General features: G+C 68.6%; 22 protein-coding genes and 1 pseudogene. 9 read left to right on the top strand and 14 right to left on the bottom strand.

Going from position 1 to position 25,580, the window contains the following annotated elements:
• Positions 1–58: 58 nt before the first annotated feature.
• A pseudogene (locus tag ACFQ2S_RS22590) lies at positions 59–346 on the bottom strand (transposase); the annotation flags it as partial.
• A gap of 193 nt (positions 347–539) precedes the next feature.
• Here ACFQ2S_RS22590 and ACFQ2S_RS22585 point away from each other — a divergent pair.
• Positions 540–1,193 (top strand): sigma-70 family RNA polymerase sigma factor, encoded by a 654-nt coding sequence (locus ACFQ2S_RS22585; protein ID WP_386078357.1) that lies wholly within the window; start codon positions 540–542, stop codon positions 1,191–1,193.
• Positions 1,193–1,843, top strand: coding sequence for a ChrR family anti-sigma-E factor (locus ACFQ2S_RS22580; protein ID WP_386078354.1), 651 nt, complete (start codon positions 1,193–1,195; stop codon positions 1,841–1,843). The genes ACFQ2S_RS22585 and ACFQ2S_RS22580 overlap by 1 nt, the downstream gene beginning before the upstream one ends.
• Before the next feature lie 150 nt (positions 1,844–1,993).
• On the opposite strand, the gene ACFQ2S_RS22575 is transcribed toward ACFQ2S_RS22580, so the two are convergent.
• From ACFQ2S_RS22575 to ACFQ2S_RS22535, 9 genes are all read right to left on the bottom strand, one after another.
• Positions 1,994–3,187 (bottom strand): DNA recombination protein RmuC, encoded by a 1,194-nt coding sequence (locus ACFQ2S_RS22575; protein ID WP_386078351.1) that lies wholly within the window; start codon positions 3,185–3,187, stop codon positions 1,994–1,996.
• Positions 3,184–5,025 (bottom strand): DNA mismatch repair endonuclease MutL, encoded by a 1,842-nt coding sequence (gene mutL, locus ACFQ2S_RS22570; protein ID WP_386078348.1) that lies wholly within the window; start codon positions 5,023–5,025, stop codon positions 3,184–3,186. The genes ACFQ2S_RS22575 and mutL overlap by 4 nt, the downstream gene beginning before the upstream one ends.
• Positions 5,026–5,134: 109 nt before the next feature.
• Positions 5,135–6,445, bottom strand: coding sequence for a M16 family metallopeptidase (locus ACFQ2S_RS22565; RefSeq protein WP_386078379.1), 1,311 nt, complete (start codon positions 6,443–6,445; stop codon positions 5,135–5,137).
• 11 nt (positions 6,446–6,456) lie between these two features.
• Positions 6,457–7,812: a M16 family metallopeptidase gene (locus tag ACFQ2S_RS22560; RefSeq protein ID WP_386078346.1), complete on the bottom strand. Its 1,356-nt coding sequence runs from the start codon at positions 7,810–7,812 to the stop codon at positions 6,457–6,459.
• Positions 7,813–7,906: 94 nt separating this feature from the next.
• Positions 7,907–8,440, bottom strand: coding sequence for a DUF3035 domain-containing protein (locus ACFQ2S_RS22555; RefSeq protein WP_386078344.1), 534 nt, complete (start codon positions 8,438–8,440; stop codon positions 7,907–7,909).
• A 53-nt stretch (positions 8,441–8,493) separates the two neighbouring features.
• Positions 8,494–8,976, bottom strand: a complete 483-nt coding sequence (lspA, locus tag ACFQ2S_RS22550) for a signal peptidase II (protein ID WP_386078341.1) — start codon at positions 8,974–8,976, stop codon at positions 8,494–8,496.
• A gap of 3 nt (positions 8,977–8,979) precedes the next feature.
• Positions 8,980–10,569, bottom strand: a complete 1,590-nt coding sequence (purH, locus tag ACFQ2S_RS22545; protein WP_386078339.1) for a bifunctional phosphoribosylaminoimidazolecarboxamide formyltransferase/IMP cyclohydrolase — start codon at positions 10,567–10,569, stop codon at positions 8,980–8,982.
• A gap of 11 nt (positions 10,570–10,580) precedes the next feature.
• Positions 10,581–12,344: a heparinase II/III family protein gene (locus tag ACFQ2S_RS22540; protein ID WP_386078336.1), complete on the bottom strand. Its 1,764-nt coding sequence runs from the start codon at positions 12,342–12,344 to the stop codon at positions 10,581–10,583.
• 72 nt (positions 12,345–12,416) lie between these two features.
• Positions 12,417–13,700, bottom strand: coding sequence for an RsmB/NOP family class I SAM-dependent RNA methyltransferase (locus ACFQ2S_RS22535; RefSeq protein ID WP_386078334.1), 1,284 nt, complete (start codon positions 13,698–13,700; stop codon positions 12,417–12,419).
• A 73-nt stretch (positions 13,701–13,773) separates the two neighbouring features.
• Here ACFQ2S_RS22535 and ACFQ2S_RS22530 point away from each other — a divergent pair, with 73 nt between their 5' ends.
• Positions 13,774–13,971, top strand: coding sequence for a DUF1674 domain-containing protein (locus ACFQ2S_RS22530; RefSeq protein WP_386078331.1), 198 nt, complete (start codon positions 13,774–13,776; stop codon positions 13,969–13,971).
• Positions 13,972–14,056: 85 nt separating this feature from the next.
• Positions 14,057–14,371 carry a hypothetical protein gene (locus ACFQ2S_RS22525; RefSeq protein ID WP_386078329.1) on the top strand — a complete coding sequence of 105 codons (315 nt, stop codon included), beginning with the start codon at positions 14,057–14,059 and terminating at the stop codon, positions 14,369–14,371.
• 7 nt (positions 14,372–14,378) lie between these two features.
• On the opposite strand, the gene dapB is transcribed toward ACFQ2S_RS22525, so the two are convergent.
• Complete coding sequence (gene dapB, locus ACFQ2S_RS22520) at positions 14,379–15,188, bottom strand: 4-hydroxy-tetrahydrodipicolinate reductase (RefSeq protein WP_386078327.1); 810 nt, start codon at positions 15,186–15,188, stop codon at positions 14,379–14,381.
• 97 nt (positions 15,189–15,285) lie between these two features.
• On the opposite strand from dapB, the gene rbfA reads away from it, so the two are divergent.
• Together rbfA and ACFQ2S_RS22510 are read left to right on the top strand one after the other, a co-directional pair.
• Positions 15,286–15,705: a 30S ribosome-binding factor RbfA gene (gene rbfA, locus ACFQ2S_RS22515; RefSeq protein WP_089233504.1), complete on the top strand. Its 420-nt coding sequence runs from the start codon at positions 15,286–15,288 to the stop codon at positions 15,703–15,705.
• Positions 15,695–16,462, top strand: coding sequence for a phosphodiester glycosidase family protein (locus tag ACFQ2S_RS22510; RefSeq protein ID WP_386078324.1), 768 nt, complete (start codon positions 15,695–15,697; stop codon positions 16,460–16,462). Before rbfA ends, ACFQ2S_RS22510 begins: the two co-directional genes overlap by 11 nt.
• A 9-nt stretch (positions 16,463–16,471) precedes the next feature.
• Here the strand turns inward: ACFQ2S_RS22510 and ACFQ2S_RS22505 are convergent, their stop codons facing one another.
• Together ACFQ2S_RS22505 and ACFQ2S_RS22500 are read right to left on the bottom strand one after the other, a co-directional pair.
• The gene (locus ACFQ2S_RS22505; protein WP_386078322.1) at positions 16,472–17,089 is read right to left on the bottom strand and encodes a GNAT family N-acetyltransferase; all 618 of its coding nucleotides are present in this window, start codon (positions 17,087–17,089) and stop codon (positions 16,472–16,474) included.
• A gap of 90 nt (positions 17,090–17,179) precedes the next feature.
• Complete coding sequence (locus ACFQ2S_RS22500) at positions 17,180–18,856, bottom strand: Y-family DNA polymerase (protein WP_386078320.1); 1,677 nt, start codon at positions 18,854–18,856, stop codon at positions 17,180–17,182.
• A gap of 233 nt (positions 18,857–19,089) precedes the next feature.
• On the opposite strand from ACFQ2S_RS22500, the gene rnr reads away from it, so the two are divergent.
• The 3 genes from rnr (at position 19,090) to ACFQ2S_RS22485 (ending at position 25,088) form a co-directional block, all read left to right on the top strand.
• Positions 19,090–21,396 (top strand): ribonuclease R, encoded by a 2,307-nt coding sequence (gene rnr / locus ACFQ2S_RS22495; protein WP_386078319.1) that lies wholly within the window; start codon positions 19,090–19,092, stop codon positions 21,394–21,396.
• A 111-nt stretch (positions 21,397–21,507) separates the two neighbouring features.
• Positions 21,508–22,776, top strand: a complete 1,269-nt coding sequence (locus tag ACFQ2S_RS22490; RefSeq protein WP_386078316.1) for a lytic murein transglycosylase — start codon at positions 21,508–21,510, stop codon at positions 22,774–22,776.
• A gap of 632 nt (positions 22,777–23,408) precedes the next feature.
• Positions 23,409–25,088, top strand: a complete 1,680-nt coding sequence (locus ACFQ2S_RS22485; RefSeq protein ID WP_386078314.1) for a thiamine pyrophosphate-binding protein — start codon at positions 23,409–23,411, stop codon at positions 25,086–25,088.
• Between the two features lie 13 nt (positions 25,089–25,101).
• Here the strand turns inward: ACFQ2S_RS22485 and ACFQ2S_RS22480 are convergent, their stop codons facing one another.
• Positions 25,102–25,566 carry an I78 family peptidase inhibitor gene (locus tag ACFQ2S_RS22480; protein WP_386078312.1) on the bottom strand — a complete coding sequence of 155 codons (465 nt, stop codon included), beginning with the start codon at positions 25,564–25,566 and terminating at the stop codon, positions 25,102–25,104.
• Between the last annotated feature and the right edge of the window lie 14 nt (positions 25,567–25,580).

Genomic DNA, 25,580 nt, shown 5'->3' with positions numbered 1-25,580 from the left:
GCGAAAGACGGGAAGCCCTTCGAAGCGCGCCGTTTGCCGCGAGTTTTCACACACCCTCGGCCGTCAGCATCCGGAACATCCCTGCAATCCGGATCCGCAGATCGAGCCTCGTCGCTTGGAGTGGTGTCCCGGTCGTGACGGTGAATTGGCTGCGGCATTCTTTCTCGGCGCATTGTTTCAGACCACCGCGCACAGTCGCGCAGCGCAATGGTCGCGAGTTCAGGCTGCCACAGTGCTGACAGAACCTGTCATCACCCCAGATGGCCATCTTGAGGAACAGTCGCGCGGGCCGTTCGGTCGGCATCTTCTTCGAGGTATCGCGGACTGACTTCCGTTCGGGAATCATGGGCAAGCCTTGCTTCGGGGCACCCTGAAGACTGGCGGATTTCTCCAAACCGCAACCGTCGACGTGATGACGTCGTCGAAGCGGTCGGAAGGAAAGCAGGCTTAGGCTCGCAGACGGACACGATTTTCCTCGTGGATACAGAAAAAATCTTCCCGGTGGTGATCCACCCGGGATCGGGCTGCGTAACTCCCACATGTTGACGGAAACGATCTCCTTGCCGGATACGACTTCCCTCCCGGGTGCGACCGCTTATAGTCGGCCCATCGAAGGACGTGACGGGAAGGTCGAAGTGCCGGAAACAACAGCAGAAGCGCCTGAATGGACGGGTCACGTGATCCTTATCCGGGACCATCGCGATCAAGCTGCGTTTGCCGAGCTTTTTCGGCATTTCGCGCCGCGGGTGAAGGCGTTTCTGATCCGGTCCGGCGCGAGCCAGACCATGGCAGAGGAATGCAGCCAAGAGGTCATGGCGACGCTGTGGCACAAGGCGCATCTGTTCGACCCAAGCCGGGCAAGCGTGGCCACCTGGGTGTTCACCATCGCCCGGAACAAGAAGACCGACATGCTGCGCAAGCAGCGACGTCCGGAACCGGAAGATCTGCCCTGGGGGCCGGAGCCGGAACCGGAACAGACAGAGACACTGGCCAGACAGCAGGAGGCCGAGCATCTGGGCAAGGCCATCGCGGCGTTGCCCGACAAGCAGCGGGCCCTGGTGGAAGCGGCCTATTATGGCGATCTGTCTCACAGCGAGATCGCGGCCCAGACCGGGCTGCCGCTGGGGACGATCAAATCGAGACTGAGACTGGCGCTGGATCGCTTGCGCCACGAGATGAAGAGCATGAATTAATGGGCGTTCAACACCGCATAACCGACGATATCCTGGCCGACTACGCGGCTGGCAACCTGGCTGAGGCATTCAACCTCGTGGTTGCGAGCCATGTCTCGCTTTGCCCGGAATCGCGCAATCGCCTCGGCGAGCTGGAATGCGTCGGGGGCGCGATCCTAGAAAGCGGCGAGGTTGCTCCGATGTCGGAGGGCAGTCTTGAGGCGACGCTTGCGCTGATCGCCGGCGGCGCGCCGGCGGAGCCGATCATGACGCAGCCGCCGATGCAGGGATCGGTGCTGCCCGCTCCGCTCCGTGAATACATCGGAGGTGACGTGGACCAGGTGCGCTGGCGTTCGGTCGGCATGGGAGTCAAGCAGGCGATCCTGCAGACCTCTCCCGAAGCGAGCGCGAGGTTGCTCTACATCCCCGCCGGCTGCGAGATGCCCGACCATGGCCACCGCGGTATGGAGATGACGCTGGTGCTACAGGGGGCCTTTCTCGATGGCGAGGAACGGTTTGCCCGTGGCGACGTGGAGATCGCCGGCGAGGAGCTGGAACACATGCCGGTGGCCGACGTGGGCGAGGATTGCATCTGTCTTGCAGCCACCGACGCGCCGCTGAAGTTCACCGGCGTGTTGCCGCGCCTGTTCCAGCCATTCCTCAAGATCTGAGACCAGAGCTCTCCCGCCCTCCTTGCCTGCCTCGAAGAGGCATTCCTGACGGTTGAGCCGGTCCGCGCGAAAAGCGCGCAGGCGATCTTTTGGACCAAAGATCGTGTCTCAGGAGGCAGCCTGCCCAGCCTGATGCAGCGAGCGCTTCCTTCACACGTCCTGACGGACGATCTGCACCGGCGGGCGTGCCGACGGGGCCTTCGGGTCGCGGGGCGGGTCGCCGATCTCATCGAAATCAAAACTGTCGAGACGGCGGGCGCGTTTTCCCGCCTTTTCCGCGCTGACGCGGATCTCTGCGAGATCCTTGCTGGCCTGCCCGAAATGCTTGTCGAGGTTCTCCACCCGGGTCGTCAGCCGCTCGACATCGCCATGGAGCAGCGCCAGCTCGCGGCGGATCGTGCCGGCCTGCTCGCGCATGCGGGCGTCCTTGAGCACGGCGCGCATGGTGTTGAGCGTCGCCATGCAGGTGGTTGGCGAGACGATCCAGACCCGCGCCGCGAAGCCCTCGCGGACCAACTCGGAAAAGTTGGCATGCAGTTCCGCGTAGACGGCCTCTGACGGCAGGAACATCAGCGCGCCGTCGGCTGTTTCCCCTTCGATCAGGTATTTCTCCGAGATCGCCCGGATGTGGGCCTTGACCGCCGCGCGCATCGCCTTGGCGGCTTCGTTCTGCTCCCAGGGCGTGTTGGCGTTGCGCAGCGCCTCGTAGGCTTCCAGCGGGAACTTGCTGTCGATCACGATCGGCCCGGGCGGGTTCGGCAGGTGGATCAGACAGTCGGCGCGCTTGCCGTTGGAGAGCGTGGCTTGCCAGGAATAGCTGTCCTTCGGCAGCGCCTTGGAGACGATGTCCTGAAGCTGGATCTCGCCGAAGGCGCCGCGGGTCTGCTTGTTGGACAGGATATCCTGCAGGCTGAGCACGTCGCCGGAGAGCTTCTCGATCTTGGCCTGCGCGCGGTCGATGGTTTCCAGGCGCTGCTGCAGCTCGCCCAGAGAGCGAGCGGTGCGGGTGGAGGAGCCCTGCAGGCTCTCGCCCATCCGGGCGGTGACCTCGGCGAGCCGCGCCTCCATCAGTTGCAGCATCCGGGCCTGGGCCTGGGTCTGCGCCTCGGAGACGTGGGTCAACCCGCCCGCGAGCTGTTGCTGCCCGTCGGAAAGCGCCTGCACGCGGGCGCCGAGCGCGGAGACATGCTGCAGCATCGGCTCGCCAATGCGCGCCGCCGCCCCGGCCCTGCGCACCGCCATGACCAGCAATACCGTCAGCAGGAGCAGGAGCGCCGCGGCGGCGAGGGCGGCCAGCGTGGCGGGGTCGTTCAGGTCGATCCGGATGTCGCCCAGCTGGATCATGTGCGCCCGAAGAGCCGCTCGATATCGGCGAGCTTGAGCTCCACATAGGTCGGCCGGCCGTGGTTGCACTGACCGGAATGCGGCGTGGCCTCCATCTCGCGCAGCAGGGCGTTCATCTCCTCGGCGCGCATGCGGCGGCCGGAGCGGATCGAGCCGTGGCAGGCGACGCGGCTCAGCACCGCGTCGATGCGGGCGCCCAGCGTGGTGCTGTCGCCGAGGTCGGCGATCTCGTCGAGGATGTCGTGCACGAGCCCGGAGGCGTCGATCTCGCCCAGCACCGCGGGCGTCTCGCGCACCGCGACGGCCCCGCCGCCGAAGGGTTCCAGCGTCAGGCCCATGCGGCGGAGGTCCTCGGCCACGGCCATGAGCTGCGCGCAGTCGCCTTCCGAGAGATCGACGATTTCGGGGATCAGCAGCGCCTGCGCCGCGACGCCGTTCTCGGCCATCTGACGCTTGAGCTTCTCGTAGACCAGCCGCTCGTGGGCGGCGTGCTGGTCGACGATCACCATGCCGTCGGCGGTCTGGGCGATGATGTAGTTCTCGTGCACCTGGGCGCGGGCGGCTCCGAGAGGCAGCTCTCGCTGCTGCTCCGTTTCGACGGCGTGATCGGGCTCGAAACGGGCGGAGGGGGCGGCGGCCTCCGCGAAGCCCTGCGGCTCGACCAGTGGCGCCTGCATGGCGAAGGCCGCGCCCAGCGTGCCGGGGCTCGGCCGGTCCATCTGGTAGACGCGCGGCGGGCCGGCGGGTTCGGGGCGCATCGCGCCGAGCGTCGCCCCGGCGACGGTGGAAGAGGCGCGGTGTCCGGAGCCGGCGAGCGCGTGCCGCAGGCCCGAGACGATCATGCCACGGGCCAGCCCCGGGTCGCGGAACCGCACCTCGGCCTTGGCGGGGTGGACGTTCACGTCGACCAGCTGGGGGTCGCAGTCGATGAACAGCACCGCCGCCGGGTGCCGATCGCGCGACAGGAAATCCATGTAGGCCGCCCGGAGCGCGCCGACGAGCAGCTTGTCCCGCACCGGCCGGCCGTTCACGAACAGGTATTGGGCCACCGAGGACCCGCGGGAATAGGTCGGCAGTGCGGCGAGGCCGGTCAGGCGCAGGCCTTCGCGCTCGATGTCGAGCGAGATCGCGTTTTCGACGAACTCGGCGCCGAGGATCCGCCCGATCCGGCCGCGCAGGGCGTCGAAGAGATCGCCGGTCTCGGCATCGGCGCGGAAGCTGACCCGGCCCTCGCCGTCACCGGTGACGTCGCGCAGGGTGAAGGCCACCGAAGGCTCGGCCATGGCGAGGCGCTTGACCACGTCGCCGATGGCCTGGGTCTCGGCCCGGTCCGAGCGCATGAACTTGAGCCGCGCGGGGGTGGCGTGGAACAGGTCCCGCAGCTCCACGACCGTCCCGCGGGTGAGCGCGGCGGGGGAGACCGGCGCCATCGTCCCGCCGGTGACGGTGATCCGGGCGGCCTCGGCGCTGCCCGTGGCACGGCTGGTGACGCTGAGCCGCCCGACCGCGCCGAGCGAAGCCAGCGCCTCCCCCCGAAACCCGAAGGACCGAATGTCGAGCAGGTCGGAGCCGTCTATCTTGGAGGTGGCGTGCCGGGACAGCGCCAGCGGCAGGTCGGCGGCGGGGATGCCGCAGCCGTCGTCGGTGATCCGGATCAGGCTCTTGCCGCCGTCGGCGATGGCGATCTCGATGCGCCGCGCGCCCGCATCGAGCGAGTTCTCCACCAGCTCCTTCACGGCCGAGGCCGGCCGCTCCACGACCTCGCCGGCGGCGATGCGGTTGATGACCGTCTCGTCGAGTTGCCGGATAACCGGGGGCTGCGCCGGATTTGCGCTCATGTTGCGGTGTGCGATCGTCATGCCACAAGGGGTAGCATGGACATTCGGATTCGACCACTGGTTATCCGCATCGCCGGGCCGGGAAAAATCCGCGGCCCGGCCGAGGCGGTCAGTTGCTTGCGTCGAGCCCTTCCGGCTGGCCCACCACGATGAAATGAAGTCCATCGGGATCGATCAGTTCGGAGGCCACCCGGCGCACGTCCTCGAGCGTGACGGCGCGGATCTTGTCGTTGCGGATGACGACATACTCCGGTGTCAGGTCATCCATCTGCATGCCGACGAGGATGTTGGCGATCGGGCCGTTGCCGTCGAACCGGAGCGGGTAGGCGCCGGTCAGATAGGTCTTGGCCCGCTCCAGCTCTTCCTCGGTCACACCCTCGGTGGCGAGCTTCGTCCATTCGTCCCGGATCACCGAGATGGTCTCGCCGACCCTGGCATTCACCGTGGAAACATTGCCGACCAGCATCTCGGAGTAATCCATCGGGTAAAGGTAGGCCCCGACACCATAGGTCAGACCGCGCTTCTCGCGGACCTCTTCCATCAGCCGCGACGAGAACCCGCCGCCGCCGAGGATGTGGGTGAGCACATAGGCGGGGAAGAAATCCGGGTCGTGCCGGGTGATGCCGCGCTGGCCGAAGGTGACGACGGATTGCGGCGTGTCGAAATCGACGACGGTGGTGCCGCCGGCGAGCGTGTAGTCGACCCGTTCCGGGCGCGGCGCGCCGGTTTCGGGCAGATCGCCAAGCAGGAGGTCAAGCAAGTCGCCGAGTTCCTCGGCGGTGATGTCCCCCACCGCGGCGACGTAGAGGTGGTCGCGGGAGAGCGTCCGGTCGCGCGCCTCGATCAGGTCGTCGCGGGTCAGCGCGGTGACGCTCTCAACCGTGCCCTCGAGGGAGGTGCCATAGGGATGGTCGCCGAAGGCGAGGCTGTAGAAGGTGTTGGCGGAAATCGCGTCCGGGTCGCGGGTGTCGGCATCGATCCCCGAGAGCACCTGCCCCCGCACACGTTCGATGGCGTCCTCGTCGAAGCGCGGCTCGACCAGCGCCTGCCGCAGCAGTTCCATCGCCTCCTCGCGGTTTTCCGTCAGCGCCTTGGCCGAAATGGAGACCGCGTCGTTGTGAGCGTCGAACCGGAACTCGGCGGCGAGGCTCTCGACCGCGATGGAAAACGCCTGCGCGTCCATCTCGCCCGCACCTTCCTCCAGAAGGCCGGTCATCAGGTATGTCACCCCACGCTTGCCCGGCGCATCGAGGCTGGCGCCGCCACGGAACCGCAGTTCCAGCGCCATGAAGGGGATCGAGGGTTCTTCCACCAACCAGGCCTTGATACCGCCGGGCGAGGTCACTTCCTGGATCTCGGTCTCGGCCTTCGCCGGCAGGACAAGCGTAAAGAGGGTCAGCGCCGCAACAAAGGCGCGCATGGCGGGGCGGATCACTGGGTCACCTCCTCGGATTGGGTTTCGCTGGCCGGACGGGAGAGATAGCCGGTCACGGCGTTGCGTCGGTCGAACACGCGCTCGGCGGCGGCCATCACGTCCTCGGCGGTGACGGATTGCAGGATCTCCGGCCAGGCCTGCACATCCTCGACCGTCAGGCCGCTGGTCAGCCCCTCGCCATAGCGGCGCGCCAGCCGCTGCAGGTTGTCCTTGCGGTAGATCTCATCCGCCGTGAGCTGGGTTTTCAGCCGCTCGAAGGCCGCCACGTCCACGCCTTCCTCCAGGAAGGTCGCGATCATCCGGTCCATGTCGGCTTCCGTCTCCTCGAGGCTTCGGCCCGGCACCGGCATGACGATCAGCGAGAAGGTCGTGTCGTCGAGCGAGATGCCGTCGTAAAAGGCCGCCGTATAAAGCGCCGTTTTTTCCTCGAACTGCAGCGTCCGCCCCATCAGCGAGGTCGCGCCGGTGCCGCCAAGAAGTTCGGCCAGGAAGGTCAGCGCCGCCGCGTCTTCCTGCGCGCCCGGGTCGCGTTCCGGCGCGATATAACTGCGCATGACATAGGGCTGCGCGACGCGCGGATCCTCGTAGGACAGCCGGCGTTCTGCCCGCTGTGGCGGCTCGGCCGGCCGCGCCCGCTCGCCCAGCTCGGGATTGGCCGGGATCGGGCCGAAATGCGTCTCGGCCAGCGCCCGGACTTCCTCCGGCTCGACATCGCCGGCGACGATCAGCACGGCGTTGTTCGGCGCATAGTACTGACCGTAGAAATCCAGCGCGTCCTGCAGGCCGAGCTCGCGGATCTCGTGGCGCCAGCCAATGATCGGCGTGCCGTAGGGGTGGTTGAGATACTGCGCTGCGCTGCGCTGCTCGCCGAAGAGCGCGCCGGGGTTGTTCTCCGTGCGCTGATTTCGCTCCTCGAGGATCACCTGCCGCTCCGGATCGACGACCTCGTCGGAAAGCACGAGGCCGGTCATCCGGTCGGCCTCCATCTCCATCATCAGCCCCAGCCGGTCGGAAGCGACGCGTTGGAAATAGGCCGTGTAGTCCTGGCTGGTGAACGCGTTGTCCGACCCGCCGTTGAGCGCCACCGTTGCGGAGAATTCTCCGGGCTCCAGCGTATCGGTGCCTTTGAACATCAGGTGCTCGAGAAAATGCGCGATGCCCGACTTGCCGGCAGGCTCGTCAGCCGCGCCGACGCGATACCAGACCATGTTCACGACCACGGGTGCCCGGTGATCCTCGATCACCACCACATCCATGCCGTTGTCGAGCGTGAAGCTCGTCACCTCTTCCGCCTGCGCCGGTGCCGCGAGCGCCGATGCCAGGGTCAGAGCAAGGCCGATCCGTCGAAACATGGGTGTCCCCTTCAAATGGATGCTTCGCAGAAGATACAGCCGAAGACCCCGCATTCAAGCGGGGCAACGGGGATGTGAGCGTGTGGTGATTGCCTTATTCGGCGTCCGCATCGGGCGGCGCCGCCGGAGTCGGCACTCCGGCACGACGCCAGCCTTCCAGCGTTCCATATTGGTTCAGCTCGGAGTCGCTGTAGGCGTCGTAGTAGGTCGGAACCCTGAACCAGCGCTCCAGGAGCCTGCCCTTGTTCCTGCGGCGGAACTCGGCATCGGCGACAGCGAGGTCGTTGCGGATGTTCGGATCGACGCCATAGCGGGTGGTCTGCCGGATCAGCGCGCCGTCGTCGGACAGCCGTCCGTCCGTGCGCAGCCTCGCGGGATCGCCGCCAAGCGCCGCCACAGCGTCCTCGCGCGGCGTCGCATCGGTGCGATTCGCTGCGCCCGGGGTCGGCGGCGGCAAGGTGGACAGGTCTGTCGGGATCTCGATCGGTTTGGTGGGCAGGATAGAGAATTCGTCAGGCGTGACCTGACCACGCTCGATATGCATGATGCGCGGATCTGGGCTGCAGGCGGCCACGATGAGCACAAGCGCAAGCGTCACGCCTGCCCGTGTCATCCTTGCTGCCAGCATCACCTGTCTCCCGCCTCGACTTTCGGCCTGTGTATCGCAAGCTTCCGACAACGTCACGAGGCCTTTTTACGGTCGCTCCGTTCCTTGCCGAACAGAACGAGCCCGATCGCCCCGGCAAATATGAAAACATCCGCCACGTTGAAAACATAGGGGTTATTGATTCCGCAGCAGGACATGTTGAGAAAATCCCTCACTCCGGGAAACAGGAAACGGTCCAGTGCGTTGCCCACCGCCCCCCCGACGATCAGTCCGACGCAGAAAAACTCGATCCGGCGTTCGAAGCTGCGCATGGCCCAGATCACCAGCCCCGTGCACAGGATCGCCGTGAGCCCGATCAGGAACCATCTCTGGGCGGGCGAACTGTCGGCGAACAGGCCGAAGTTGACGCCCGTGTTGAGCCCCTTGCGGAAGATCAGCAGCGGCGGAAAGATCTCGATCTGCTCGGCCTGCGCCAAGGCCATCATCCGGAAGACCAGGAACTTGGAGGCCTGGTCGATCAGGAAGGCGACCAGCGCCGTAACCCAGAGAAGACGCATGGTTCAGTGCCGGAAGTGACGCATGCCCGAGAAGACCATGGCGATGCCGGCCTCGTCGGCTGCCGCGATCACCTTGTCGTCGCGCATCGAGCCGCCGGGCTGGATCACCGCGGTGGCGCCCGCCTCGGCCGCGGTCAGCAGACCATCGGGGAAGGGGAAGAAGGCATCCGACGCAACCACGGAGCCCTGGGTCAGCGGCGCGGAAAGGCCGAGCACCTCGGCCATGTCCTGCGACTTGCGGGCAGCGATCCGCGTCGAGTCCACGCGGCTCATCTGGCCCGCGCCGACACCGACGGTCGCGGCGTCCTTGACGTAGACGATGGCGTTGGACTTCACGTGCTTGGCGACCTTCCAGGCGAAGAGCAGGTCGCGAAGCTCCGCCTCGGTCGGCGCGCGCTTCGTCACCACCTTCAGATCCTCGGCGGTGATATGACCGTTGTCCTTGTCCTGAACGAGGTAGCCGCCCGAGACCTGCCGGATCGTGGTGGCCGCCGCCAGCGGGTCGGGCAGTCCGCCCGTCGTCAGCAGCCGCAGGTTCTTCTTGGCCTCAAATACCCGCTTCGCTGCCTCATCCGCATCCGGGGCGATGACAACCTCGGTGAAGATCTCCGCAATCCGCTCCGCCGTCGGTCCGTCGAGAGGCTGGTTCAGCGCGATGATCCCGCCGAAGGCCGAGGTGCGGTCGCAGTCGAAGGCACGGGAATAGGCCTCGGCCAGGGTCGCGCCGCGAGCCACGCCGCAGGGGTTGGCGTGCTTGATGATCGCGCAGGCCGGGCCGTCGGCCGGGTCGAACTCCGCCACCAGCTCGAAGGCCGCGTCGGTGTCGTTGATGTTGTTGTAGCTCAGCTCCTTGCCCTGGTGCTGCACCGCCGTGGCGACACCGGGCCGGGAGGAGCCGTCGCGGTAGAACGCCGCCTTCTGGTGCGGGTTCTCGCCATAGCGCATGGTCTGCGCCAGCGTGCCGGCCACGGCGCGGCGGCGCGGGGTCTCGACACCGATCGCCTGCGCCATCCAGGTCGAGACCGCGGCGTCATAGGCCGCCGTCCGGGCATAGGCGATCTGCGCCAGCTTCTTGCGGAACTTCGGGCAGGTCGCGCCGTCGTGCTGGTCCATGTCGCCCAGCAGCTTCTCGTAATCCTCGACGTCGACGACAACGGTCACGTAGGCGTGGTTCTTGGCCGCGGCCCGGATCATCGCCGGACCGCCGATGTCGATGTTCTCGATGCAAGTGTCATAATCGGCACCCTTCGCGACGGTCGCCTCGAACGGGTAGAGGTTCACCACCAGCAGGTCGATCTCGACGATGCCGTGCTCGGTCATCGCGGCAACGTGCTCGTCATTGTCGCGCAGAGCCAGCAGTCCACCGTGCACCTTGGGATGCAGCGTCTTGACCCGTCCGTCCATCATCTCGGGAAAGCCGGTAACCTCGGCCACGTCCACCACCTCGAGCCCAGCCTGGCGCAGGCTGTGGGCGGTGCCGCCAGTCGACAGCAGTTCGACCCCGCGCGCGGCCAATGCCCGGCCGAGGTCCACGAGCCCCTCCTTGTCTGAAACCGAAAGTAGGGCACGGCGGATTGGGCGGGCGTCGGACATGGCAGCTTTCCTCAGTCGTAGGGCAGGTGATCGTCGTCATCGCGCAGGATGTCGCGGATGGCCTGCGGGGTATCCTGTGCCTTCGCCAAGGTCCAGTTGATCTGGCACGCAGAGTCCAGAACACGGCCGGAAAGTACGATCTGCTTCGTCGCGCGGGGCTTCAGGCGGCTCGGATCGAGGTAAACGCTCGGCTCGAGCGCCAGTTTGGACGCCCCGGCCTGCCGAAACACCCAAAGCTCGCCGCTCTTGAGCGCAAGCGACACGGCCTGTCCGTTCATGTCCAGCGTCGCGTCCACGTCCGGATGCAGATGGAACCGAATCGAAAACGCCACACCCTGCAACTGCGAGCCGGTCATCCGGCGGTCGAAGGTTCGCCGGTCGGTCTCGGTCAGGGCGCCGAGCGTGTCCTCGCCGGTGAGTTCCCGTCCGTCACGGGTAAGGGTCAGCTGCCGCACATGGGTCAGCCCGTGGCTTTCAACGTATCCGTCGTGGCCGACCAGCAGGCGCATGGCACGCGGCGCCGTGGAGGGCTGCGCCCGCACGTCCTTGGGCAGGTCGTAAAGGATTTCGCCCCTGCGACCGCGACTTAGCCCGACCACCCCGAGGTGCGAGGAAGAGAAGCCGTCGATCGCCAGTGTCGAGTGGCTGGGCGTGGAGCGGGCGGCGCGCCGCCAGGTCTCGCCAAAGGTCGCACCCGGCCCGCAACTGACGATCATGGGCCGCCGCCCGGAGGTCAGCTCGAAGGCCAGTGTCGAGGCATGGCCGTTGACCGAGGCCGTGCCGGATGGCGGCCGGGCGGCGTCGACGATCACCGTGGTGCGGCCGCCGGCGAGACGGGCAAAGCCCATCGCCAGCCCTTCGTGCGGCTCCGGCCGGATGCCGGCCGCCGCCAGCGCCTGGTCGAGCCGGCCCTGCACTCCGCGCCCGCCGCCGTGGAACCGCGCCAGCCCGCCGTCGGCATGGCGAAGCGCGCGGAGCGTCGGCGCGATGCGGATGATCGCGGCTTCCAATTCGGGCGTCGGATCGCGTCCGGAATCCAGCATCGCCTGCGCGGCCCAGATCAGCAGGGTGAAGACTTCGAGCAGTTCCTCGGGGTTGCGCGTCGGCAAGCCGCCGTGGGAATCGATCCGGCTCTCGCATTCGCGGGAGAGCGCCCGGATCGCCGGCTCGACATGGGCGTCCATCGCGGTCAACGCGAGGCCCGCATAGATCAGGCCGGTCAGCGCCTCGAACCGCGCCAGCCCCTCCGGCGCCGATTGCCAGCGGCGGCCGAGAAACAGGGTCTGAGCGCCGAGCGACGAGAAGAACGCCTCCGAGGCCGCCCGGTCCCGGCCGCGCAGCAGGAAGATCGCGTTGTTGATCCAGCCGATCAGCCGCCTCCCGGTCAGCTCGGGCGTCCAGCCCGGCCCGGCGCCGCGGCCGTACCGTTCGATCCAGCCCCAGGTCCAGTCCTGCGCGCGGGCACGCGCCGCGCCGTCGCCGAGCGCCGCGAGATCGTCGAGCCAGCGAAACTGGTGCAGCGTTTCCTCGAAGCGCGGCGAGGGCATGTCGAGGTCCCAGATGGCCTTGTCCGGCGCCTCGACCAGCGAGCCCGCGAAAAGGTAGTTGCCCGCCACCAGCTGGCGGCCACGCGCGACCGTGCCGATCGCCCGCGGCTCCGGCTGCGAGATGAAGCCCGTTGCCGGGCGCGCATGGGTCGCCCGATAGGCCTGCCACCGGTTCATCAACCGGTTGCGCCGCTCGTCCCAGCTCAGTCTGCCCTCGACTTTCCCCATCATCATCTTCGCGGAACCGGCCCCTCTCGGTATCTCCCTCGCCGCCGAGTCTAGGCAGAGCCGCAGCCGCTGTCAGGCCTTGCGCAGCGCCGCGATGAAAAACCCGTCCAGACCGCCGCGTTCGGGCCACATTTCCGGTGTCGTCCGGAGCGCGCCGGGCCCGGCGTGCCAGCCTTCCTCGACGCCGGGCAGGGCGGAGACGGCCTCCGGATCGGGCTTCAGGTCGGGGTGGCGCTCCAGAAGTGCGGCGAGCTGCGCCTCGCCCTCCTCCGGCAGGATCGAACAGGTGCAGAAGACGAGACGGCCGCCGGGGGCCAGCATCGCGACCGCCCGGTCGGCCATGGCGGCCTGCAGGTCCACCAGCGGGCGGATGTCGGCTGCCTCCTTGACGAAAGGCAGGTCGGGGTGGCGGCGGATCGTGCCGTTCGCCGAGCAGGGCGCGTCGAGCAGGATCGCGTCGAAGGGCCCGTCCGGCTCCCACTCCAACGCATCCGCCGCCACGACCTCGGCTGCGAGGCCGGTCCGCTTCAGGTTGTCGTAGAGCCGTTCGAGCCGCGCCTCGGACACGTCGAGCGCCGTCACCGAAGCCCCGGTGGCCGCGAGTTGCAGCGTCTTGCCGCCCGGCGCGGCGCAAAGGTCTAGCACCCGCTCGCCTGCCCGTGCTGCCAGCACCCGTGCCGGCAGCGCGGCGGCGGCGTCCTGCACCCACCAATCCCCGGCCTCGTATCCCGGCAGCGCCGAAACCTGCCCCGCCTTTTCCAGCCGGATCGACCCGGTGGGCAGGATCGTCCCGCCGAGCGCCTCGGCCAGCGCGGCGTCGGGCGCCTTGGCTGTGATGTCCAGCGGCGGTGCCTGCTCGAAAGCGGCCTCCATCCGCGCGACCCGTGCGTTGCCATAGGCGCTGCCCACCCGGCCGCGCAGCCAGTTCGGCAGGCGCTGCGGCTGGGTCGCCTCCCAGCCGGCGCGACCCTCTTCGGCGACGCGGCGCAGCACGGCGTTGACCATCGGCGCCGTTGAGGCGGCTTCCTCTCGCGCCAGCGCGACGGCTGCGTTCACCACCCCATGCGCGGCTGCGCCGTCAGCCAGCAGTTCGACCGTCGCCAGCCGCAGGATCGCCCGCACGCCCGGCTTCGGGTTGCGCTTCAGCCAGGGTTTGAGCGCCGCATCTGCCCGACCGGCGAGCCGGAGCGTGGTGCGGGCCAGCCGACCGGCACGGGCCCGGACTTCGGGCGGGGCCTCGGTGAAATGAGGATGAGCCTCCATCTCGGCGAGCGTCAGTCGCTCCTGCCAGACCCCCTGGACGAGTTCCAGCGCCAGACGGCGTGCAGCGGTTCCCCCGGCCTGTTGCTGGCCCATGCGACGGCCCTTCCCATTGCTTTCAGACCCGCGCGGCGTATATCACCCACGGGTGAGCGACAAGGAAAACAGCATGTCCGACGAGAGTGCAGAGCCCGCCAAGGACCTCCCGCCCGCCGCCCTGCGCGCGCTGGCCGAGGCCGCCGAGCGCCGCGAGAAGGCCGAGGCCGAAGCCAAGGCGATGCCCATTGAACTGGGCGGGCGGATCAAGGGATTGGAACCGGTGCGCTACGGTGACTGGGAAAAGAAGGGGCTCGCGATCGACTTCTGACGTTCGCCGGCGCCGGGACGCCGCGGGGATGCTATGATGGCTCCAATCCCCTGATTCCCGAACCGCCCCGAGCTGGAGAGATCCGATGTACGACCCTCGCGCCGTCAGCCGTGCAATGCAGACCTGGCAGCAGGCCTCGCTCGCCTATACCCGCATGTGGCTTTCCGCCTCCGAGGTGATCTGGACGCGCTCCATGATGATGGCGCTCGGCACCATGACGCCGAAGGAAGCCGCGCAGATGGTGTTCGAGAAACCCACGGCCTTTGCCCGCGCCGCCGAGAAGGCTGCCGTCGCCATGGCGACCAGCAGCGGGAATGCCGCCGCGGCGCTGGCCTCGATCCGCCCGATCGAAGCCAAGACGCGCAGCAATGCGCGGCGGCTGCGGAGCCGCAGCCGCTGATCCGGGGTCAGAGCCCCAGGACGTCCAGCATCGAGTAGTGGCCCGGGGTCTGCGTCTGCCCCCAGAGTACAGCCTTGAGTGCGCCGCGGGCGAACAGCGCCCGGTCGCTTGCCACGTGTCGAAGCACGATCCGCTCGCCGGCGCCGGCGAAGATCACGTCATGCTCGCCGATGATGTCGCCGCCACGAATGGCAGAGAAGCCGATGCTGCCCGGCGCGCGTGCGCCGGTGATGCCGTCGCGCGCGGCGACGTAGGCATCGCGGAAGTCGAGCCCGCGTCCTTCGGCCGCCGCCTCGCCCAGCATCAGCGCGGTGCCCGAGGGGGCATCGACCTTGTGACGGTGGTGCGCCTCCACGATCTCGATGTCGAACTCCTCGTCCAGCGCCGCCGCGACCCGCTTTGTAAGCTGGGTCAGCAGGTTGACGCCGAGGCTCATGTTCCCCGCCCGGACGATCACGGCGTGCCGGGCGGCGGCGTCGAGTTTGGCGAGGTCCTCGTCGGTCATTCCGGTGGTGCCGATCACATGCACGGCCCGCGCCTGCGCGGCGATCACCGACAGCTCGATCGTCGCCTGAGGCGTGGTGAAATCGATCACCCCCTGCGCTCCGGCCATCGCCTCCAGCGGATCGTCGGTCACGTAGACCCCCGCCGCCGGCCCGTTCATCGCGATGCCGATGTCCTTGCCGACCCAGTCATGGCCCGACCGTTCCACCGCGCCCACCAGCCGCATCGCGGGATGCGCCTGCACCTCGCGCACCAGCATCTGGCCCATGCGGCCCGACGCGCCCATGACAACGATACCCGGTGTGTCGCTCATCTGCCTGTCTCCATCTTTGCGGTGCCGGTGTAGCCGAGCCCGCCGTCACAGGCAAAGCCCGCTTGCGCAAACCCGCAAGCCGCCCTACGTGGGAAGGATGGCAAAGAACAAGTTTCATACCGGCGCCGGCCCATCGCAGCGCCAGTTGCGGGTCGGGGAACTGATCCGTCGGCGGCTGTCGGAAGTGCTCGCGCAAGGCGACGTGCACGACCCGGAGCTGAACCGGATGTCGATCACCGTGGCCGAGGTCCGCACATCGCCCGATCTCAAGATCGCTACCGCCTTCGTGCTGCCGCTCGGCGGCGACCACGCGCCGGAGGCGCTCGAGGCGCTCAATCGCAACCGGTCCGAGCTGCGCCGGATGGTGGCCAAGGGGCTGGCGCTGAAATACGCGCCGCAGCTGCGCTTCGTTCTGGACGACACGTTCGACCGGATGGACGCGACCCGGAAGATGTTCTCCGACGATCGCGTGCAGCGTGATATCGCGGCCAGCCATGAGGATGACGATGCCGTTTGAGCCAGGGCTTGGGCGGCGGTTGCTGGCGCTTCTGGCCGTTCTGTTGGCGCCTGTCGTTGCGACGGCAGAACCCGATTGCCGCAAGATGACCCAGGGCGCGGACAGCTTCTCGGTCTGCACGCTTCGCGCCGACCGCGACGAGATCCGCCTCTGGCACAGCGATCCCGACGGTCGGCTCTACGGCGGCTTCACCGCCATCGACAGCGCGCTCAAGGCCGAGGGCAAACGGCTCGCTTTCGCGATGAACGGCGGTATGTACCACGATGACCGCAGCCCGGTCGGCCTCTACCTCGAGAACGGCGTGCAGGGCGGCCCGCTGGTCACCAGCGACGGCCCCGGCAATTTCGGCCTGCTTCCCAATGGTGTCTTCTGTATCGGCACCCAAAGCGCCTCGGTGATTGAAAGCCGCCGCTTCGCAGCCAACCCGCCCGAGTGCCGCTACGCCAGCCAGTCCGGCCCGATGCTGGTGATCGACGGCGATCTGCACCCGCGGTTCCTCGTCAAGAGCGACAGCCGCTACATCCGCAACGGGGTCGGCGTGGCGGCCGACGGGGTGACGGTGCATTTCGTGATCTCCGACAACCGGGTGAACTTCCACACCTTCGGCCGCTTCTTCCGCGACGTGCTGGAGACGCCCAACGCGCTCTACTTCGACGGCAAGGTCTCCCGCCTCTTCGCCCCCTCGCTGGGCCGGTCCGACACCGGCTTCCCGCTCGGCCCGATCGTCGGTGCGGCGGTGCCGAGCGACCAGATGTAGGCTGGCTGTTCAGCTGGATGGCGGACGGCGCATCACCCAGTAGGGGCCGTCGGTGATCGGCTCTTGGAACCGGCCCACGTCTTGGTATCCCAAGCGGCGGTAGAACGGCATGTTTCCCGGTGTGAAGGTCTCCAGGTAGGTCGCGACACCGGCCCGATCCGCCTTTTCCAGCACCGGTTCGAGCAACCCCGCGCCTAGCCCTTGCCCCTGTTGCTCCGGAGCCACGCCGAGAATCGAAAGGTACCAGTCCTGGTTTGAAGTCACCCGCGACGTTGCCTCGGCCATGAACTCACAGATCCCGGCATAGATCCGCAGACACGTGTCTCCCATCCGGTGGGCGATCATCTCCTTTTTGCGGCGGGAAAGCTCCCGTTCCTGCTCCGGAGCCAAGGGAACGGCCCAGATCGACGCGCCGAAATCCCCCGCGTCGGGGAGGACCGCATGGCCATGGGCGACCGCTTCCCGGATCGAATACTCGTAATAGTAGAGCATGGCCTGCCGGGCCCGCGCCGGCTCCGCGACGCCGCCTTCGAGCGCGGCATAGAACGGGTCTGGCCGAAGCGCGGCGTAAAGCGCTTCGGAAAGACGCTGGTAATCTCCCCTGTGCTCGCCTTCGGGTTGCGTCACCTCGCGCGTCCTTTCCCCTGCTCCGTAGTTCGTCCGCGATGATCGGGCAGTCGCCTGTGCAGGGCAAGAACCGTTGTCGGCATTCCTCCCTCAGGCGAACCGCCCCTGGCAGAACCAGCCGGCTGACAGCGCGCCGCCATGGGCATAGAAGAGCCACAGCCGTTCGCCGCCCGCCACCTCCACCCGCCAGTAGTCGCGCACGCCCGAACGCCACTCGGGATCGTCCATCCACCATTCCGGGGCAATCCGCTCCGGCCCGGTGGCGCTGCGCAGCACCAGGTCGCGCCGCCGCCAGCGGAACCGCGCCGGCGGGCGCGGCGGCAGGGCCGTCTCGCCCGCCACGTGCACCGGCTCGGGGCGGAACATCAGCAGTGGGCGCGGCAACGGTGGGCGCACGGGCCAGTTTCGCGCCGGCTCCGACCAGGCGGCGGCCAGCACCTTCGTCGTCTTCTCGGGGATGTGGCTGTCGGCCGGGTGCAGCCGGGTGATCGCTTCCAGTCCGACCCGTGCGCCAAGCTTGCCGATCAGGTCGTCGAGCGCCGCGCCACCGTCCTTCTTCATCCGCGCCGCGCCGTCGGCGGCCGCGCCAAGGTGGCCGCGGTGCTGGCTGGCATGCACCGGCTCGGTCACATGCGCTTCCAGCCGCAGCACGTCGATGCCGGGGCCGGCGTCGATCTCGTCGAGCTTCATCAGCAGCAGCGGCAGCAGCCGGTCGGGCTCGGCCGAGGGCCGCGCCAGCCCCACCTCCACCGATTGCATTGTGTGATCGCAGCGGAACGCCTGCAGCCGCACCCGCCGCGCCCCCCGCCCCTTCTCGCGCAGCCGCTCCGCCAGCGCCGGCAGCAGCCGGTCGAGCCCGGCGCGCAGGTCGTCCAGCAGGCCGATCGGCTCGGGCAGGGTCAGGCGCACGGCGAAATGGTCCGGCGGTTTCGCGGGCGAGACGGGCTCCGGCACCAGCCCGAGCGCCTGGTCGAGTCGCAGCACCAGCTCCTTGCCGAAGCGCCGCGACAGCGCCGCCCGCGGCTGGCCGGCCAGCTCGTCGATCCGCCGGAGGCCCAGCCGTCCGAGCTGCGCCACGACCTCGGGCGGCAGCCGCAACGCGGCCACGGGCAACGGCCCCAGTGCGGTGCGCGTCTGCCCCGGCGCCGCGATCCGCTCGCCGGAGCCGGCGGCCGCCCGCACCGGCGCCGCGCCGCCCCGCTCCCAGTGCCGCCGCTTAGCCGCCCGCGACCGCGTCGCCCGCGCCTCCTGGTCGATCGCGTCGCCCGACCGCGCCGCCTCCGCCCCGCGCCCGGCATAGCGCGCCAGCGCCCAGGCCGCGCCCACCGTGTCGGCAATCCCGGCCCGCGCGCTCAGCCCGAGCGCCGCGCAGTCCGTCTCAATCTGCTCAAGCAGCGCCGCCTCGCCCCCGAACAGGTGCGCGCACCCCGTCAGGTCCACCGTCAGCCCGTCGGGCGGCAGCTCCGACACCCAGGGCGAGAACTTCCCCGCCCAGCGTCGTAGCACGGTCAGGAACGCCGCCTCGGCCTGCGGGTTGCACAACCGCGTCACCAGCGTGGGACACATCGCCCGCGCATCCCGAAGCGGCTGCCCGACAGACAGCCCGGCCCGCGACGCCGCGAGGTCGAGCGAGGCTAGAAGCTGCATGTTGCCGCTGTCGCGCACCACGGCAAAGGGCGCGTCCACGCCCGCACCGTCCACGCGCAGCAGCCGCTCGGCGGCAAGCCGCGGAAACCACAGCGAAAGTATCCGTCGAACCGACGACATCCGTCACTCCTGGAGAATCGCGACAGCTTGTTCCTCTTTTGTTCTACACCGACTCCCAACCGTCCGGGAGTCGAATCCGGCGCCTTCTGTCGGCAGCTATCCCCGTCGGAGCCACGAATTTTCGGACGAAAATTCGCCGCCGCGCAGCGGCGCCACCGCCGCTCGGGCTCCGCCCGGCGGCCGCCCCCGTTTCCACAGGTGACAGCCCCCCGCCCCCATGCTACCTCGCGATCATGGCAGAGCTTCCCACCAAGGCGCAGGTCCTCGACTGGATCGCGCAGAACCCCACGCAGAATTCCAAGCGCGACATCGCAAAGGCCTTCGGGGTCAAGGGAGCGGCTCGGATCGACCTCAAGCGCATGCTCAAGGAGCTGGAGGAGGAGGGCCAATTGCAGAAGGCCCGCAAGCACTACCGGGACCCCGACAAGCTGCCGCCCGTCACTGTGCTGCAGGTGCTCGCCCCCGACGCCAACGGCGATCTCTTCGCCAAGCCGCTAGAATGGCACGGCGAGGGTCCGGAGCCGCGGGTGCTGTTCATTCCCCGCGAGGCCGATCCCGCGCTCGGCGAGGGCGACCGCATCCTCGGCCGGATGACCGAGGTGCGTGCCGACGGGCACCAGTACGAGGCCCGTCTGATCCGCCGCATCGGTCACAACCCGCACAAGATCCTCGGGATCTATCGCAAACGCACCGAGGGCGGGCGGATCACCCCGATCGACAAGGGCGCGGACCGCGAATGGCAGGTGCCCGCCGGCGCCACCCACGGCGCAAAGGACGGCGAACTGGTGGAGGCCGAACAGGCCAGCCCGCGCGGCAAGCTCGGTCTGCCGACCGCCCGCATCACCGAACGCCTGGGCGACCCCTCGGCGCCGCGCGCGGTTTCGCTGATCGCCATCCACCAGCACGGCATCCCCGACGATTTCCCCGACAAGGTGATCGAGGAGGCCGACCGGATGAAGCCCGCCGGCCTGTCCGGCCGCGAGGACCTGCGCGACCTGCCGCTCATCACCATCGACCCGTCGGACGCGCGCGACCATGACGACGCCGTCTATGCCCATGCCGACGACGACCCCAAGAACCCCGGCGGCCATGTCGTCTGGGTCGCGATCGCCGACGTCGCCCACTATGTCCGCCCTGGCACGGCGCTGGACGCAGAGGCGCGGCTACGCGGCAACTCCACCTACTTCCCCGACCGCGTCGTGCCGATGCTGCCGGACCGTCTGTCGGGCGACCTCTGCTCGCTGCACGAAGGCGTGCCGCGCGCCTGTATCGCGGTGCGGATGCGCCTGAACGAGCAGGGCCAGAAGATCGGCCACAGCTTCCATCGCGGCCTGATGCGCTCCATCGCTTCGCTCAATTACGAGGAAGTGCAGAAGGCGCTCGACGGCGAGCCCAACGACAAATGCGGCCCGCTGCTCGAGGACGTGCTGAAACCGCTCCACGCCGCCTACCTCGCCGCCGCCCGCGCCCGCGAGTTGCGCCAGCCGCTGGATCTCGACCTTCCGGAACGCCGGATCGTGCTTTCGGACAAGGGCGAGGTGCTCTCCGTCAACTTCCGCGACCGGCTGGTTACCCATCGCCTGATCGAGGAATTCATGGTGCTGGCCAACGTCGCCGCCGGCGAGACCCTGACCCACAAGCGCACGCCGCTGGTGTTCCGGGTGCACGAGGAGCCAAACCCCGAGAAGCTCGATGCGTTGCGGGAAACGGCACAGGCCAGCGGCTTCACGCTCGCCAAGGGCCAAGTGCTGCACACCAGCCACCTCAACAAGCTGCTGAACGACGCCGCCGGCACAGACCTGGCCGAGATGATCAACCTCAGCACGTTGCGGTCGATGACGCAGGCCTATTACAACCCGGAGAACTTCGGGCATTTCGGCCTGGCGTTGAAGACCTACGCCCATTTCACCTCGCCGATCCGCCGCTATTCGGACCTCATCGTCCATCGCGGTCTGATCTCGGCCCATGGCTGGGGCAAGGACGGGCTGTCGCCGGACGACATCGACCGGCTGGAATCCACCGCAGAGCACATCTCGGAAACTGAACGCCGCTCGATGGCCGCCGAACGCGACACCACCGACCGCTACCTCGCCTCCTACCTCTCCGAGCGCGTGGGCAACGAGTTCCCCGGTCGGATTTCCGGTATCGCCCGCTTCGGCGTCTTCGTGAAGCTCGACGAGACCGCAGCCGACGGGCTGATCCCGATCCGCTCTCTGGGCAACGAGTTCTTCCACTACGACCGCGAGGCGCAGACTCTGATGGGCTCCGACAGCGGTCGGGTGATCTCGCTCGGCCAGCGTGTTCTGGTCCGCCTGACCGAGGCCGTGCCGGTGACCGGCGGGCTTATGCTGGAGCTGCTGTCGCTCGACGGCGAACAGATCGCACCCTCCTCCGCGCCCCGCAACCGCGGCAAGCCGGCCCGACGGATGCCCGGTAAGACGCAAGCCCGCGAGCGCTCCTTCGGCGACAAGTCCAAGCGCCCCCCCGGCGGCAGCCGCCCGACCCGCAGCAAGCGCAAGGTCACCCGCAAGCGCAAGTGAGCCCGTCGGGCCCATCGGCAAATCTCCGTGCAGCCCCCGGCAAATCTCTTTGCCGAAAGGCCGCACGGGGCTACACTCCTGCAAAACAACGGATGGCGAGCAGGAGCCACCATGACAGGCAGAGCAAGTATACTGGCAGCGTCATTGGCACTGGCCATTCCGGTGGAATCAAGCGCCGGCATGAACGCAATCGAGATATCCCTCCGGCCCGAGGCACGGCCGATTCTCGCATCGGCGCAGGCGTCGGAGGTGCAGGTGTCCAACATCGCTTTTGAACAATGGATCCCCGCCTTCCGGGAACGGGCGGCGCAACAGGGCATCTCGTCGGCAACGCTCGACAGCGCCCTTTCCGGCATCCGCTTCAACACCGACGCGATCGAGCGCGACCGCAACCAGGCGGAGTTCTCCAAGACGATATGGGAATACCTCGAGACCGCGGCCTCGGAGCTGCGCGTGACCAACGGCGAAGAGGCTCTGCGCGAGCACGCGGCCGTTCTGGCGCAGATCGAGGAGCGCTACCGGGTGCCTGCCGAGATCGTGACCGCGATCTGGGGGCTGGAGAGCGCCTACGGCAGCTTCCGCGGCTCCGAACCCACCATCGCTTCGCTCGCCACCCTCGCTTTCGACGGTCGGCGGTCGGCGTTCTTCGAGGCCCAGCTCATCGCCGCCCTGCAGATCCTCGACTCGGGCGACGTGACGCCCCCGGGCATGACAGGAAGCTGGGCCGGCGCGATGGGCCATACCCAGTTCATGCCGACCTCCTACCTCGCCCACGCGGTCGATTTCGACGGCGACGGCAAACGGGACATCTGGTCCGACGACCCGACCGACGCACTGGCCTCCACCGCCTCCTATCTCGCGGAAGCGGGCTGGGTCGAGGGGCAGCCATGGGGCATCGAGGTCATCCTGCCCGAGGGGTTCGACGTCTCGCTCACCGGCCACCCGGTCAAGAAACCCTCTTCCGAATGGGCGGCGCTCGGGGTGCGGGACATCCATGGTGACCCGGTCCCCGACCATGGCACCGCCGCGATCCTGCTGCCCGGCGGCGCCGGGGGCGCAGCCTTCATGGTTTTCCGCAACTTCAACGTGCTGGAGCGCTACAACAGCGCCGATGCTTATGTGATCGCGGTCGGGCACCTCGCCGACCGGATCCGCGGCGGCCCCGCGATCCAGGGCGACTGGCCGCGCGATCTGCGCGCGCTGCTGCTGGCCGAACGGATCGAAATGCAGGAGCGGCTCACGCGGGCCGGCTTCGACACTCAGGGCATCGACGGCAGGATCGGCCCGAACACCATCGCGGCGATCCGGGGCTTTCAGCGATCCGTCGGCATGCGCCCGGACGGCTACGCCTCGACCGACGTGCTGGAACGGCTGCGCTGACCGGAAGCCAGGACCGGGCTCACCACCCGGCCCTTGTGCGAAACACCAGCTCGCCCGCCCCGTTGCGGACCCAGAAATCGGCGTCGCGTGCATTCGCCGCGGCGCCGTCCCCGGGGACGAGAGGACAAAGGCTGAGATAGCCGAACCGCCGCAACGCCGCCTGCGCGTTGAGCGCGAGGACTTGGGCCAGAACCGGCGCGAGCCTCTCGCCGCCAAGGTCCCAACCGCCTCACGGAAGCAGGCACGGTGGAAGAACGGCGGCAGAGCATCGCCCGCTCCGGGCGGTCAGCCCCCTCATCCCAGCAAGGCATGCAGCGCCGCCGCGCGCGCGGGGTTCGGGAAACCGTCCACATTGCAAGACAGGTCTAATGAACCATCCCCCACCTGACGCTACGCCGCCCGGGATGGAGCGCAACCGCCGCGCGGGTGGCCCGACCGCTGTCATCCGCGCCCCCCCCGCGCGCCAGCGCGCGGCCCGGCCCAACGGGAGGAGGTGCATCTTCGATGCGACGACGACGGGCGGGAGCCCGCGCTTGCCTGTGCCCCCGCGCGGCGGCATCCTCGGTGGCAGGGACACAAGCTCCGCGCGGCCAGGAACCGGCCGCGACGCAGGGCGAACGAGGAGGGCAGCCATGACACAGTCACGACACGGCGGGCAGATACTTGTCGATCAACTCAAGCTCCGCGGCGTCCGCCGGGTCTTCTCGGTGCCGGGCGAGAGCTTCCTCGCTGCGCTCGACGGGCTCCACGAGAGCGGCATCGACACCATCACCTGCCGTCAGGAGGGCGGCGCGGCGATGATGGCCGAAGCCCACGGCAAGCTTACCGGCACCCCCGGCATCCTCTTCGTCACCCGTGGCCCCGGGGCGACCAACGCCAGCGCCGGGCTGCACATCGCACAGCACGACAGCACCCCGATGATCGCCTTCGTCGGTCAGATCGACCGCAAGCATCGCGACCGCGACGCCTTCCAGGAAGTCGACATGCCCGCCTTCTTCGGCCCGCTGGTCAAATGGGCCGCGGAGGTGCGCGAGACGGAGCGGCTCCCGGAATACATCGCGCGGGCCTGGAACGTCGCGCTCTCGGGCCGCCTCGGCCCGGTGGTTCTGGCGCTCCCCGAGGACATGCTCTCCGCCAGCGCCACGGTTCCGGATATCCCGCCCACCACCTTCGCGCCACCAACCGATCGCGAAGCTTTCGCGACCGCCGTCATGCGGGCGTTGCGCCTCGCCCGGCGGCCGCTGGTCGTCGCCGGCGGCCCGGGCTGGTCGGCCCAGGCGACCCGCGATCTCGAGATCTTCGCCGAGACCCTCGACCTGCCGGTCGCGGTCAGCTTCCGGCGGCAGGACTTCATGGACAACCGCCATCCGAACTACGTGGGCTACCTCGGCGTCGGCATGAACCCGGAGCTGGGCGCGCGGCTCGCGATGGCCGACGTGATCCTCGCGCTCGGCACAAGGCTCGGCGAGACGGTGACCGGCGGCTTCGAACTCCTAGACCCGGCGCGCCCCGACCCCAGACGCATGCTGATCCATGTACATCCCGATCCCGATGAACTCGGGCGTCTCTACCCCGCGCAGCTTGCGCTCGCCGCGCCCACGGCAGACGCCATATCGGCGCTCGCGGCCCATGCCGCGCCGCTGATCACCAGCCGGACATGGACCGCCGAGGCGCGCGCCGATTTCGAGGTCTGGCAGGAACCGGTGCAGACCCCCGGCGCCCTACGGCAGGAGGCGGTGATCCGCTGGCTGTCCGACAATCTCCCGGAAGACGCGATCGTCGCCAGCGGCGCCGGCAATTTCGCGGCCTGGGTGCACCGCTATTTCCGCTACAAGCGCTACGGCACCCAGCTCGCCCCGACCTCGGGCTCCATGGGCTACGGCCTGCCCGCGGCCATCGCCGCCAAGATCGAGCACCCGGAGCGCTGCGTGGTCTGCATCGTCGGCGACGGCTGCCTGCAGATGACGGTGAACGAGCTGTCGACCGCGGCGCAGCACGACGCGGCGATCGTGGTGCTGGTGGTGAACAACGGCCGCTACGGAACGATCCGGATGCACCAGGAGCGCCGCTATCCGGGCCGGGTCATCGGCACCGATCTGCACGTCCCCGACCTGCCGCTGCTGGCCCGCGCCTATGGCGGCTGGGGCACCACCGTCACCCGCGACGAGGACTTCCCCGCCGCCTTCGATGCCGCACGCACCGCCGGGACGCTGGCCCTGATCGACCTGCAGGTCGACCCGCAGGCGCTCTCGCCCGCGAGCACGCTCGACGCCACGCGCGCCGCAGGGCTCGCCGCAGCGGCGGGCGACTGATCGGCCGCCGACCTCAGCCGCAGGAGATCCGCGTCACCTGCCCGGCGGAGTCGACGAAGAAGTTGATCCGCGTCGGGTTGTATTCCTGGGTCACGATATCGGTCGGCCCGACCACGCGGTACGGCATGGTCAGCCCGCCCGCTTCCACCGAGGCACCGCTCTGGCCCATATATTGCTGCACCTCGCCGAGCTTGCAGGTGTCCGGCAGGCGCTCGGTCAGCCCACCGGCGCCCTCGCGCACCTCGCCGTAGGGATTGACCTCGACCAGCTCCAGCGCCGGGTCGACGCCGGGCTGGGCATTGCCGCCACCGTCGATCGGCGAGACCGCCACCGGGTCCGCCGGCGGGATCGGGTCGACCACCGGCGGCGGCGCCGGGTTGGCGACGAAGGTCGACTCGGTGATCGGATCGGTCACGACGGGGTCGCAGGCGGCCAGCCCCAGAAGGCAGGCAGGCAGCGCGGCAAATTTCAAACGCATCTCATCCTCGCAGG

Source organism: Tropicimonas aquimaris, from assembly GCF_042676185.1.
Taxonomy (GTDB): domain Bacteria; phylum Pseudomonadota; class Alphaproteobacteria; order Rhodobacterales; family Rhodobacteraceae; genus Tropicimonas; species Tropicimonas aquimaris.
The sequence above is the reverse complement of the archived record's forward strand: the minus strand, read 5'-3'. Positions and strand labels throughout refer to the sequence as shown.